The 12978-nt window shown below is 68.7% G+C and carries 11 protein-coding genes; 6 read left to right on the forward strand and 5 right to left on the reverse strand.

The window, feature by feature from the left end; translation table 11 throughout:
- Nucleotides 1-119 precede the first annotated feature (119 nt).
- The 4 genes from KB201_RS04160 to cydC are packed head-to-tail and all read left to right on the forward strand — an operon-like array spanning nucleotide 120 to nucleotide 6218.
- A complete protein-coding gene (locus tag KB201_RS04160) occupies nucleotides 120-1703 on the forward strand; it encodes a cytochrome ubiquinol oxidase subunit I (protein WP_065629162.1) in 1584 nt (527 codons plus the stop codon).
- A gap of 12 nt (nucleotides 1704-1715) precedes the next feature.
- Nucleotides 1716-2798, forward strand: a complete 1083-nt coding sequence (gene cydB, locus KB201_RS04165) for a cytochrome d ubiquinol oxidase subunit II (protein WP_065629163.1) — start codon at nucleotides 1716-1718, stop codon at nucleotides 2796-2798.
- On the forward strand, nucleotides 2795-4516 hold the full coding sequence (cydD, locus tag KB201_RS04170) for a thiol reductant ABC exporter subunit CydD (protein ID WP_211538457.1): 1722 nt from the start codon (nucleotides 2795-2797) through the stop codon (nucleotides 4514-4516). The genes cydB and cydD overlap by 4 nt, the downstream gene beginning before the upstream one ends.
- Nucleotides 4506-6218 carry a thiol reductant ABC exporter subunit CydC gene (gene cydC, locus KB201_RS04175; RefSeq protein WP_211538458.1) on the forward strand — a complete coding sequence of 571 codons (1713 nt, stop codon included), beginning with the start codon at nucleotides 4506-4508 and terminating at the stop codon, nucleotides 6216-6218. Before cydD ends, cydC begins: the two co-directional genes overlap by 11 nt.
- A gap of 423 nt (nucleotides 6219-6641) precedes the next feature.
- On the opposite strand, the gene KB201_RS04180 is transcribed toward cydC, so the two are convergent.
- From KB201_RS04180 to KB201_RS04190, 3 genes are all read right to left on the reverse strand, one after another.
- Nucleotides 6642-8141, reverse strand: a complete 1500-nt coding sequence (locus KB201_RS04180) for an aldehyde dehydrogenase (RefSeq protein WP_211538459.1) — start codon at nucleotides 8139-8141, stop codon at nucleotides 6642-6644.
- A 128-nt stretch (nucleotides 8142-8269) separates the two neighbouring features.
- Nucleotides 8270-8905, reverse strand: coding sequence for an LON peptidase substrate-binding domain-containing protein (locus KB201_RS04185; RefSeq protein ID WP_058252601.1), 636 nt, complete (start codon nucleotides 8903-8905; stop codon nucleotides 8270-8272).
- A 54-nt stretch (nucleotides 8906-8959) separates the two neighbouring features.
- Nucleotides 8960-9268, reverse strand: coding sequence for an antibiotic biosynthesis monooxygenase (locus tag KB201_RS04190; protein ID WP_035717146.1), 309 nt, complete (start codon nucleotides 9266-9268; stop codon nucleotides 8960-8962).
- A gap of 111 nt (nucleotides 9269-9379) precedes the next feature.
- Between KB201_RS04190 and KB201_RS04195 the strand changes: the two genes are divergently transcribed.
- Complete coding sequence (locus tag KB201_RS04195) at nucleotides 9380-10210, forward strand: alpha/beta fold hydrolase (RefSeq protein ID WP_211538460.1); 831 nt, start codon at nucleotides 9380-9382, stop codon at nucleotides 10208-10210.
- A 69-nt stretch (nucleotides 10211-10279) separates the two neighbouring features.
- Here KB201_RS04195 and KB201_RS04200 read toward each other — a convergent pair whose 3' ends face one another.
- Together KB201_RS04200 and KB201_RS04205 are read right to left on the reverse strand one after the other, a co-directional pair.
- Nucleotides 10280-11242, reverse strand: a complete 963-nt coding sequence (locus KB201_RS04200; RefSeq protein WP_065629168.1) for a hypothetical protein — start codon at nucleotides 11240-11242, stop codon at nucleotides 10280-10282.
- Between the two features lie 162 nt (nucleotides 11243-11404).
- Entirely contained in the window at nucleotides 11405-12301 is an 897-nt protein-coding gene (locus KB201_RS04205; protein WP_065629169.1) for an A/G-specific adenine glycosylase, read from the reverse strand.
- Here KB201_RS04205 and KB201_RS04210 point away from each other — a divergent pair.
- Nucleotides 12300-12953, forward strand: a complete 654-nt coding sequence (locus KB201_RS04210; RefSeq protein WP_065629170.1) for a carbonic anhydrase — start codon at nucleotides 12300-12302, stop codon at nucleotides 12951-12953. The two genes, KB201_RS04205 and KB201_RS04210, sit on opposite strands and share 2 nt — an antisense overlap.
- The last annotated feature ends 25 nt before the right edge of the window (nucleotides 12954-12978 follow it).

The following is a 12978-nucleotide window of genomic DNA, read 5'->3' on the forward strand; positions in this document are numbered from 1 at the left end:
GCCCGGTGACCAGGCGTAACGTCGCGCCTACGACCTACTACTACCGCTAGTAGTAGGTACCCGGCAGGTTTCGACCTTGCCCCCGCAGCCCGGGGGCCGGCAACTCGATTCGAGGCGATATGGACGCTCTGGACGTCTCCAGATGGCAATTCGGGATCACGACCGTCTACCACTTCATCCTGGTGCCGTTGACGATCGGCCTCGCGCCGATGATCGCGGTGATGCAGACGGTGTGGCATGTCACCGGCAACGAGCAGTGGCTGCGCGCCACGAAGTTCTTCGGCAAGCTCTTCCTGATCAACTTCGCGCTCGGTGTCGCGACCGGCATCGTCCAGGAGTTCCAGTTCGGCATGAACTGGAGCGAGTACAGCCGGTTCGTCGCCGATGTCTTCGGCGCGCCACTGGCCCTGGAGGGTCTCGTCGCCTTCTTCCTCGAATCGACGTTCATCGGGCTCTGGATCTTCGGCTGGGACCGCCTGCCGCGCCGCGTGCACCTGGCCTGTATCTGGTTGGCCGCCATCGGTGTGAACGCGTCGGCGTATTTCATCATCGCCGCGAACTCGTGGATGCAGCACCCCGTCGGCGTCACATGGGATGACGAACGCGGCCGGCCTGCCATGAACGACTTCGTCGCGGTGCTCACCAACAACACGACCCTGGCGGCCTTCCCGCACGTCATCGCCGGCGCCTTCCTCACCGCCGGTACCTTCGTCGCGGCCATCGGCATCTGGTGGATGGCGCGGAACTCATGGCGGGCCAAGAAGATCCGCGAGGCCGCGGACACCGGTGACCTGTCCGAGATCCCGGACAGCACCTCGCCGAGCCACGTCGACGCCACACCCGAGGACCTCGAGAAGGACGCCCGCGACCTCTGGCGGCCGGTCACCAGACTCGCGTTGTGGATCACCATCGTCTCCGGTGTCGCGCTGTTCATCACCGGGGACCTCCAGGCGCAGATCATGTTCAAACAGCAGCCGATGAAGATGGCGTCCGCCGAGTCGCTGTGCGAGACCGAGACGGGTCCGGGTTTCTCGGTTCTGTCGATCGGCCGCCAGAACAACTGCGAGAACATCGAACACGTCATCGAGATCCCGAAGATGCTGTCGTTCCTCGCGAATCACGACTTCGATTCGACTCTGCAGGGCGTCGAGGAACTACAGGAGCAGTACACCCGGGCCTTCGCCGGACAGCCGAACGTGCCGGCGAACCAGAACTTCGCACCCAACCTCTTCGTGACCTACTGGGGCTTCCGGGCGATGATCACCTGGGCGCTCGGCTCGGTGGTCGTGGCCTTGGGCGGACTGTGGTTCACGCGCCGTAAGCGGGTGGTCGAATCCAGACGCTTCGGCTTCATCGCCCTGTTGATGATCCCGACGCCGTTCCTGGCCAACAGTTCCGGCTGGATCTTCACCGAGATGGGACGCCAGCCGTGGGTCGTGGCGCCCAACTGGGAGGACGACCTCGACCCGCTCCGGATCAGCATGCTGGTGCAGAACGGTGTGTCCAACCATTCGGCAAGCACCGTGCTCGTCACGCTGATCGGTTTCACGCTGCTCTACGGTGCCCTCGGCATCGTGTGGTTCATGCTGCAGCGGCGCTATGTCATCGAGGGCCCGGCCGCACACGATGCGCGACCGCCGGGCCACACCGACGACGACGAGTCCGATTCCGATGAACCCAAACAGCTCTCGTTCGCGTACTAGAGGAGCGTGCTCATGAGTCTCGAAGAAATCTGGTTCCTGGTCATCGCGTTCCTGTTCGTCGGGTATTTCGTACTGGAGGGCTTCGATTTCGGTGTCGGCATGCTGATGCCGATCCTCGGTTCGAGTCACACCGGCGGCGACGACAAGGTCGCCGCCGACGATCCCGAAGCCGACCCCGACAAACGGCGCCGCGCGCTCCTCAACACCATCGGCCCGGTCTGGGACGGCAACGAGGTCTGGCTCATCACCGCGGGTGCGGCGTTGTTCGCGGCCTTCGGCGGTTGGTACGCAACCATGTTCAGTGCGTTCTACCTACCGCTGTTCCTCATCCTCATCGGGCTCATCGTGCGGGTCTGCGCGATCGAGTGGCGGGGCAAGATCAACAACCCCCGCTGGCGCGTGTGGTGCGACGTCGGAATCGGGCTGGGTTCGTGGATTCCGGCGATCCTGTGGGGTGTGGCGTTCGCCAACATCGTGCGCGGGCTCCCGATCGACGCTGACGCCCAGTACACGGGTGGGTTCTTCAACCTCCTCAACCCGTATGCCCTGCTCGGCGGCGCCACGACCCTGCTCGCGTTCCTCACCCACGGGGCGGTGTTCATCTCGCTGAAGACCTCCGGTGTGCTGCAGGAGGATTCGGCTCGCTACGCTGCCCGGCTGGCCTGGCCGACACTGATCGTGGCCGCCGTGTTCCTGCTGTGGACCCAGTTCGCCTACGGCAGCTCGTGGACCTGGATTCCGGTGCTCATCGCCGCCGTCGCCGCGGTGGGCATGGTGGCCGCCACCCAGATCCGCCGCGAGGGTTACGCATTCATGTTCACCTGCATCGCGATCGCCGGCACGGTCGCCACGCTGTTCGCCGTGCTCTTCCCGAACACGATTCCGTCGACCCTGAATCCGCAGTGGAACCTCACCATCGAGAACACGTCGTCGAGCGATTACACCCTCACGATCATGACGTGGGCGGCCGTGCTCATCACCCCGGTGGTGATGGGCTACCAGGCCTGGACCTATTGGGTGTTCCGAAAGCGACTGTCGGTCGCGCACATCCCGGACCCGGCCGGACTTCCGTCGTTGCGAATCCCGAGCAAGTGAGACGCACCGCCCGGCCTCCGCTCGACCCCCGGCTGCTGCGGTATTCGCCGACGACGCGGCGGTATGTCGGGGTCACCGCGGCGTTCGCGGTGGCCGAGGTGGTCGCGATCATCGTGGTGGCCGCGATGGTGGCGTCGATCGTCTCCGAACTGATCGTGTCGCCCGGGGCGCGGTCGTTCGCCGCGCAGGGCGTTCACCTGACCGTGTTGGCCGCAGCACTGGCGGCCCGGGCCGCGATGGCATACGGACACGACCGATACGCGCACCGCGCCGCCGAGCGTGCGATCGCGGAGATGCGTGCCGAGGCCCTCGATGTCCTCACCGATCCCGCCCGCACGTCGCCGCGATCGCTGACGGCGATCCGCGAACACGCGAGCACCGTCCTCCTGCGCGGGCTGGACGCCCTCGGGCCGTATCTGTCGGGCTACCTGCCGACCCTGGTGGCCGCGGCGGTTCTGACGCCGACGGTCACGGTGGTCATCGCGTTCGCCGACTGGCCGTCGGCGCTCATCATCCTCGTCACCCTGCCCCTCATCCCGCTGTTCATGGTGCTCGTCGGACTGATGACGCGCGATCGCACCACACGCAAGCTGGCGACGATGAGCCGGCTGAGCGCCCAGCTCCTCGACCTCATCGCCGGATTGCCGACGTTGCGCGCACTGAACCGGGCCGGCGCCCCGGCGGTTCGGGTCGGTGAACTCGGTGAAGCCCACCGCCGCAGCACGATGAGTTCGCTGCGGGTCGCGTTCCTGTCGGGCGCCGTCCTCGAGTTACTGGCCACGCTCTGCGTCGCACTGGTCGCCGTGGGGATTGGTCTCCGTCTGGTCTATGGCGAGATGTCGTTGTACGCGGGCGTTTTCGCGTTGATCCTGGCGCCGGAGGCATACCTGCCGCTGCGTCGGGTCGGCATGCAGTTCCACAATTCCACCGACGGCCTCACCGCAGCCGAGCAGGTCTTCGAGCTCATCACACCGCAGTCTGAGGCGGCCACGCCGTCCGCCACCGGGAATCGTGGGGTCAGCGTCGCAGGCGAACCGATCACCGTGCTCGACGTCGGCATCCACGGGCGCGACGGATGGGCGCCGGAGTGCCTCCGCACGACGATCGAACCCGGGGCGCTGACCGTGTTCGCCGGACCGAACGGGTCGGGCAAGTCGACGATGCTGGCGGCGATCATGGGCCTGCTCGCTCCGGACGCGGGATCGGTGCTGATCGGGTCCACCCCGGTCGGTCAGGCCGATCCGGCGGCGCTGCACGAACAGATCGCCTGGCTGCCCCAGCAACCGGTGATCGTGCCGGGCACGGTCGCCGAGAACCTGGAGCTGTTCGGCGCGCTGGACCGCGACGCCTTCGAATCGGTTTCCGCGGCAACAGGCTTCGCCGCAGTCCTGGGTGGACTGCCGGGCCGGTTCGGCACGGTGCTGGGATCCGGCGGGGTCGGGCTCTCCGCGGGACAACGGCAGCGCCTCGCCCTGACCCGAGTCCTCGCCTCGCCGGCGCCGCTGCTGCTGCTCGACGAACCGACCGCCCACCTCGACGAGGCGTCCGAGCGCGACGTGTTCGCCGCACTCCGCGATCGCGCTCGGGCCGGGGACACCGTCGTCGTGGTGGCGCACCGGGGCGTCGCCCGCGAGTACGCGGACCGGGTGGTGGACTTCCCGGCGGCCACCGGCGCAGCAGCCGCGGGCACGGCCGAGGAGGTGGACCATGCGCGGTGATCCGTTGATCCGGGCTCTGGGCTTCCTCGGCCTGCGCCGGCGTCCCGCGCTCACCGCGCTCGCGCTCGGTGTCGGCGGCTCGCTCTCGGCCCTCTTCCTGGCGGCGCTGTCGGCCTGGCTCATCACCCGTGCGTGGCAGATGCCGCCGGTGCTGTACCTGTCGGTCGCGATCACCGCGGTCCGGGCGCTGGGTATCTCGCGCGGAGTGTTCCGCTATCTGGAACGGCTGGCGACCCACGATCTCGCCCTGCAGGCCATGGCCACCGCGCGGCAGCGCGTGTACACGGCGTTGGCGTCGGGCGCACCGGGTTATTCGGTCACGTTGCGGCGGAGTGAACTGCTCAACCGGACCGGTGACGACGTCGACGAGATCGGCAACGCCCTCATCCGCGGCCTGATCCCGATCGGCATCGGTGCCACGACATCGCTTGCGGCAGTGGTGGTGATGGCGCTGGTCTCGGTGCCGGCGGCCGTGGTGCTCGCACTCGCGCTGGCCGTCAGCGGCGGTGTGGCGCCGTGGCTGGCCGCGCGTGGTGGTGCCCGGTCGATCCGCGACGGCGCGCAGGCCGCGTCCGAGGCGACGGAGGCCGCCACGACGGCGCTGTGGCACGCGCCCGAACTCGTCGTCGCACGCAGACGCCATCGCGCGCTGGCAGCGGCCGCAGCGGCGGATCGCCGCCATCTCGACGCCACGGACCTGGGCATCCGGTGGCAGGCATCCGCCGCGGCGGCAACTCCGCTGGCTCTGGGTGCGTCGCTGCTCGCGGCATGCGTCATCGCCGTCGAATTGGCCTCGGCGAACTCGGGTTCGCTCGCCGGGGTGAGTTCGGGGGCGGGACTGACGCCGATGATCCTCGGTGTGCTCGTCCTGCTGCCGCTGTCGGCTTTCGAATCCACCGCGCCGCTCACCGAGGCCGGGCTGCAGATCGAGCGGAGCCGACAGAGTGCGGCCCGGCTCATGGCGCTGGTGGACGGGGCGCACGCCGACGGAACAGTCGATGTAACCGACGCCGAGGTGTATCGGTCTCCGGTGCGCCTGAGGACCACGGGCTTGCGCTGGGGACACCGGGATCGGGAGGTCCTCGGTCCCGCGGCGGGCGTGGATCTCGACCTGCGACCTGGTTCGCGTCTGGTGGTCACCGGCCCGAGCGGGGCGGGGAAGTCGACGCTGCTCCTCACCCTCGCCGGGTTGTTGCCGCCGATGGCCGGGGACGTCGAGGCGGTCGACGTCGGCGACGGTTCGATCGTCGGGTTACGTTCGGCGGGATGCTATTTCGCCGAGGAGGCGCACATCTTCTCGACGTCGGTCCGCGAGAACCTGCGCGTCGCCCGCGGTGACATCACCGACGAGGAGATCGACGCCGCGCTGGCGGCCGCCGGGCTGCAGCGCTGGGCCGCAGCACTTCCCGACGGTCTGGACACCGTCCTCACCGGTGGGGCCGATGCGATGAGCGGCGGGCAGCGGCGGCGACTGTTGCTCGCCCGCGCACTGTTGCATCCCGCGCCGGTCGTCCTGCTGGACGAACCGACCGAGCATCTCGACGAGGCGGACTCCGACGAACTGTTGCGGCGCCTCCTGGGGGCCGAGCGGGACCTGTTCGGGCCCGACCGCATCGTCGTCGTGGTCACGCACCAGCCGCCGGCCGATACCGGTGCGGCAGCGGTGCTCGAGTTGGCGGGCGGGCCCCTTCCTGCTCCCTGAGGTGCGAGCGAAGCGAGCCTCGAAGGGCGTAGCAACGTGTCTCGCCGAGCCTCCCACCCGCTGGCGAGCCTCCCACCCGCTGGCGAGCCTCCGATCCGCTGGCCGAGCCTCTACCCCGCTGGCCGAGCTTGTCGAGGTCACCAGGTGGCTTCGACTCGGCGCCTCGCTTCGCTCGGTGCCGGCTCAACCAGCGGTGGGGGCGTAGCGAAGCTGTTGCGCTCCCACCCGCTGGCCGAGCGTCCCACCCGCTGGCCGAGCTTGTCGAGGTCACCAGGTGGCTTCGACTCGGCGCCTCGCTGCGCTCGGTGCCGGCTCAACCAGCGGGGGTGGTGGCTTCAACTCGGCGCTCGCATCAAGAACAAGAACCGGGGCCGGACGTACGCGTCGTCCGGCCCCGATTCCCCCCTGTGAGAGGCGGGAGGTCTAACCCGTGGACACCTCGTAGCCCATCGGCAGCATCGTCGACTTGTGCTCGAGGAAGGACTCGAGGCCTTCTCGGCCGTTCTCACGGCCGATGCCCGAGTTCTTGTAACCGCCGAACGGTGACTCGGGATCGATGGCGTACCAGTTGATCCCGAAGGTTCCGGTGCGGATCTTGGTGGAGATCTCGATACCGCGCTCGACGTCGTTCGTCCACACCGTGCCGGCGAGTCCGTAGCTCGAGTCGTTGGCGATGGCGATGGCCTCGTCGACGTCGTCGTAGGCGATCACCGACAGCACGGGCCCGAAGATCTCCTCCTGCGCGATGGCCATGTCGTTGGTGACGCCGGTGAAGATCGTGGGGGTGAGGAAGTAACCGGAGTCGAGTCCGGCCGGCCGCTCGCTCTCGAGAACCGCGGTGGCGCCGGCCTTCTTGCCGAGTTCGACATACTCCTCGACCTTGTTCCGCTGGTTCTCGGTGATCAGCGGTCCGAGCTGGGCCTCCGGATCGGACGGCAGCCCGACCTTCATCGCCTTCGCCGCCTCGACCATCGCGGCCACGATCTCGTCCTGTCGGCTGCGCGGCACCAGGATTCGCGTCTGCGCGACGCATGCCTGGCCCGTGTTGAACAGGCCGAGGAACGTCAGCATGAAAGCGTTCGCGGCGAGGTCGACGTCGTCGAGGACGATGGCGGCCGACTTGCCGCCCAGCTCGAGCGAACACCGCTTGAGGGTCTGGGCGCAGGCGGCGCCGATCGCCTTGCCGGCCGCGGTCGAACCGGTGAAGGTGATCTTGTCGACGTCGGGATGCGCGACAAGCGCCTGCCCGGTCTCGGCGCCGCCGGTGACCACCGAGATCGCCTCGGCGGGCACGCCCGCCTCGATGAACAGCTGCGCGATGTAGTTGCCGGTCATGGGGGTCTCGGGTGCGGGTTTGAGCACCACCGAGCAGCCCGCGGCCAGTGCGGCACCCATCTTGTTGCAGGTGATGAACAGCGGGACGTTCCAGGCGCAGATCGCGCCGACGACGCCCACCGGTTCGCGGGTGATGCGGGTGGTGCCGAACAGGCCGGTGCGGTATTCCTCCCACTGATAGTCACGGGCCGCGTTGGCGTAGGCGCGCAGGACACCGGTGCCGGGGAGCTGTTGGAGGGTGCTGATCGCGCTCGGCGGCGCGCCCATCTCGGCCGACACGAGCGCGGTGATCTCGTCGCCCCGCTCGTCGATCAGATCGGCGACCTTCGCGATGATGTCGGCGCGCTGTGCGGGCGGCGTCGAACTCCAGACCCCGGAGTCGAAGGCCGCGCGCGCCGCGCGGACCGCGGCGTCGACATCGGTGGCGTCGGCGAGCGGTACCGAACCGACGCGCTCACCGGTGGCGGGGGAGTGGACCTCGAGGGTCTCGGTGGAATGGGGATCGGCCCATCGGCCGCCGATGAGCAACTGGGGTTGATCGCCCCCGCCGGTGAGGGTGGCGGGTTGGGACTCCACGGTCTCGGTCATTACGCGTGTGCTCCTCAGAGGACGGGGCCTGTCCGGGCGTGGGCGGCCGACAGCCGCCGACGGACAGGTGTGAACTACGGCACACGCAATACTAGAACACGTTCTAACTCTGATGCCAGGGGTGGTCGTCAGGAACTCCCGAAGGCCACCCGGGCCTCCATCCCCTGCATCACGTCGTGGAGGATCTCGATCTGATCGGTCGGGTCCTCGGCCTCGAGGAGTCGTTGCTGGTCATGCGGTTGTCCCGCCGTCTGCGCCGCCCACCGGTGGATGGGCGAGAGGTCCGCGGCCCGGGGATCGGAGTCGATGAGGGCGAAGGCGGCGATGATCGGCTCGGGGTCCTCGCCGGCGGCGCGGAACTTCCGCCGGATCAGCTCGCGGTGTCGTTCGGCGAGGTCGCGCAGACGGGCCAGATCGGAGCGGCTCGGGGTCCGCTCGGGCAACACCGTGATGCGGGCGCGCGGATATGGATCGTCGGGCAGCCACTCCTCGACCCGGAACCGGCGTCGGCCGATCGCGGTCAGCGTCGCGCGGCCGTCCGGCAGCCGGTCGGTGATCTCGGCGTGCGCCAGGGTGCCGACGCGGCAGCGTGACTCGCCGCCGCCGACCTCGGAACCGCGCTCGATCAGCACCACGCCGAATCGGACCGTGGGTGGGTCGGACGAGGTGTCGACGTGGTCGTCGAGCATCTGCCGATAGCGCGGTTCGAAGATGCGCAGCGGCAGTTCCGCGCTCGGCACCAGGGCGGTGCCGAGCGGGAACATGGGCGCGACGAGCGACTCGCCCGCCGCCGGTTCAGGGGTCAGGGCGTGCTCGTCTCAGGACTTGGGCCGCGCGTCGAGCACGACCTCGAACTCGAGCAGATCGGCACCCGAGGCGACCGGCTTCGCGCGCTCACCGGAGTGCGCCTCACGGGCCGGGCCCGCCGACCAGGCCTGGAAGTCCTCTTCGGACTCCCACTCGGTGACGACGAAGTAGCGGTCGTCACCCTTGACCGGACGCAGCAGCTGGAATCCGAGGAACCCCTTGGACCCGTCGACCGAGTGGGCGCGATTGGCGAACCGCTTCTCCAGTTCGGGGCCTGCGCCCTCGGGGACGGAGATGGCATTGATCTTCACAACAGACATGCGTCCACCATAGGCGCTGCGCGGGTCCGGTCGTCTGGAGAACCACGACACGGCGGTCGGGCCCCGTGCCGCTCGTCGGTGGCACTGCGGTTCTGCGACTACAGTTCTGGCATGTTCGACGGTGAGGTTCCGCAGGAGACCGGACTTCGCGACCACGGTGGTCCCGAAGTCGCGGACGACGCGAACGGATCGTCGGCCGCAGTCGAGCGCGCGGCGCCGCCCATCGTGTTGCTGCACGGCCTGATGGGCCGCGGACGGACATGGCGCCGCCAGGTCCCGTGGCTGCGCCGGTACGGCCGGGTGTTCACCTACGACGCCGCCCTCCACACCGGCGCCGACGCCGAAGAACCCTGCGACGACGGCGAACTCGCGACGGAGCGGTTCGTCGCCGATCTCGCGGAGGTCCTCACCTGGATCGACCGCGGGCCTGCGGTCCTCATCGGGCATTCGATGGGAGCCCTGCACGCCTGGTGCGCGGCGGCGGAGTACCCCGAACTCGTCTCGGCGCTGGTCGTCGAGGACATGGCCCCCGACTTCCGCGGCCGGACCACCACGAGCTGGACCCCGTGGTTCGAGTCCTGGCCGGACCGATTCGCCTCCGAGGCCGAAGCCGTCGAGATGTTCGGGCCGGTGGCCGGCCGCTACTTCTTCGAGGCCTTCGACGACGGCCGGTTACACGGTCGGATTCCGTTGTGGGCCGCGATCGCCGAGGAATGGGGCCGACGCGACTTCTGGACGCAATGGCGTTCGGTCGACGTGCCGGCGCTGCTGATCGAGGCCGAGCACGGGGTCACCCCGCCGGGGCAGATGCGGACGATGTGCGCGGTCAACGACCACGCCCGATACCTCCGCGTGCCGGGTGCCGGACATCTGATCCACGACGACGCGCCGCATGTCTATCGCGGTGCGGTGGAGGCATTTCTGTCCGGCCTCGACCGCTGAGGCTGCTGCGCAACGTAATTCGGGGCGTACACGACGAATCGTGTACGCCCCGAGAAGGAACGGGTGGCGTCAGGCCGGGTCGGCCGGCGCGATGGGCGCGCCGTTGAGCCGGCGCCAGCAGTGCACCAGGAACAACTGGGCCACCGGAGCCGCGACGATGAGTCCCACGTAGCAGAGGAGCACACCGACGAGGTTGATGGCGTAGGTGACCAGCAGGGTCAGGATCGAGTCGCCGACCTTCGACTTGGTCAACTCGAAGGACGCCTTCATCGCGTTGATCGGCGACAGACTCTTGTCGATGGTCGCGACCACCGAGAACATCAGGAAGAACATCGCGATGATGCCCGGGATGATGCACAGCGCGTAGCCGATACCCGTGATGAGGCCGACGAGGATCGCGGTTCCGATGACCGGCCCGAAGCGGATCGGGGTCAGGAACGACTTCGCCGTCACCGGTTCGCCGTTGGCCACCCGGACCGCGCCCGAGATGATGCTCGCCTGGATGTAGAGGAGGCCCAGGATGAAAACGAGGTACACCAGGCCGAGGAGGATGCCGCCGCCGAGGCCGAGCGACGTCTCCTCGTAGTAGAAGCCATTGCCGTAGTCGACGGTCTCGGTGGTGCCGAAGATCGACACCGCGGAGAACCCCACCGCGATGAGTGCTGCGCCCAACAGGAACACCGCGAGGCCCGGCAGGATCATCGCGCCGACGTTGTTCTTGAACTTGCCGAAGGCCCACGAGAACGCGGTGCCCACGTCGATCTTGCCCGAATCTCCCGGCGCGCCGTAGGGATCCGGGGCTCCGGGATAGGCCCCGGCGTCACCGTACTGCGGCCCGCCCGGAGGCGGCGGAGGCGGGGCCTGGCCGTACTGCGGCTGCGGCGGCGGCTGCTGGCCGTACGGCGGTTGCTGAGGAGGCTGCTGCCCGTACTGCGGCGGCTGCTGCCCGTATTGGGGCGGCTGCTGCCCGGGGAAGCCGCCCGGTTGCTGCGGGTCCGGCGGCGGGACAGGGGGATACGGCGGCTGACTCATGGATCGGGACATTAGCAACGATCCGGGCGTGGTGGGAGACTATCTCCGAACGATCAAACGACTGGTCAATGAACCCGGCACGGATTATGAGGTCTGTCATCGCCGGCTCGAGCGGAGTTCCGGTACAGCCGTCTCGGTGCCGTTCGGCGGAGTCCCGGCGGACTATGCCTCGCCGGCGAGGCAGTAGCGTCCGCTCGCGGTGATCTCCACGAGTCCGTCGACGAGCAGCGAATCCAGGGCCCGGTCACGCTGGGCGGTGTCGGAGGTCCACACGACGTCGAGTGCGGCGCGGTCGACGGCGCCGCTCGTGTTGCGCAGGACATCGAGGAGCAGCCCGCGCACCTGACGATCGGTGCCGGCGAACTTCTGCACCCGGCGCGGCGGTCCGGCGTGCGCCGGCCGGCCGCGGCCGACCCAGGTGCAACCGTCGACGAGAGGGCACTTGTCGCACTTGGGGTTTCGAGCCGTGCAGACGAGCGCGCCGAGTTCCATCAGCGCCGCCGAGAAGCGTGGTGCCGACGCGGCGTAGGTGCCGTCGACGGACCGGGGGAGCAGCGCCTGCGCGTCGGCGAGATCCCGCCGCGACGGATTCGCCGGTTGTTCGCGCCCGTGAACCGCGCGGACGATGACCCGCCGGACGTTGGTGTCGACCACCGGCACGGCCTGTCCATAGGCGAAGCAGGCGACCGCCCGTGCGGTGTAGTCCCCGATACCGGGCAGTCCCAGCATGGTCTCGACATCCTCGGGAACCCGATCGCCGTGGTCGGCGGCCAGCACCTTGGCGCACTCGTGAAGGCGGAGCGCGCGTCGGGGGTAGCCGAGCTTGCCCCACGCCCGCAGGACCTCCCCGGCCGGTTCGACCGCCATCGCCGAGGGGACCGGCCACCGCCGGACCCACTCCCGCCAGGGTTCGACCACCCGGGACACCGGCGTCTGCTGCAACATGATCTCGCTGATGAGGATCTGCCAGCCGCTACACGACGGGTCACGCCACGGAAGATCCCGTTCATGCATATCGAACCAACCGAGCAGATGGCCCGATGGCACACTATTGGGCATGACCGCAACGACACCACGGCAGGCCTGGCGCATCCTGCGCGACGGCAACAACCGATTTGTGACAGGTGAATCTCGGCATCCCAGCCAGGGTATCGAGGACCGGGCGCGACTCGCCGGGGGCCAGCATCCGCACGTCGCGCTCTTCGGTTGCGCCGACTCGCGGCTGGCGGCCGAGATCATCTTCGACCAGGGTCTCGGCGACATGTTCGTCGTCCGCACGGCCGGTCAGGTCATCGACTCGGCGGTCCTCGGTTCGCTCGAGTACGCCGTCGAGGTGTTGCAGGTGCCGCTCATCGTGATCCTCGGACACGACAGCTGCGGCGCGGTGAAGGCCACCCTCGACGCGCTCGACGACAACCAGATCCCCGGCGGTTACATCCGCGACGTCGTGGAACGGGTCACCCCCAGCATCCTCGCCGGCCGTAGCGAGGGCCTGACACGAGTCGACGAGTTCGAGGCCCGCCATGTGGTGGAGACCGGGCAGCTGCTCATGCAGCGCAGCCGGATCATCGCCGACCGGATCAGTACCGGCCGCCTGGCGATCGTCGGCCTGACCTACCAGCTCAGCGAGGGTCAGGTGAACGTCCAGGGCGTGTACGGGGACATCGGTGAACGCCCGGCGCCCACCGCGGTGGCGGCCGAGTCTGCCTGACGTCGTATTCGTCTCCGCATGCGGT

Source organism: Gordonia sp. SCSIO 19800, assembly GCF_018132775.1.
Taxonomy (GTDB): Bacteria; Actinomycetota; Actinomycetes; order Mycobacteriales; family Mycobacteriaceae; genus Gordonia; species Gordonia hongkongensis.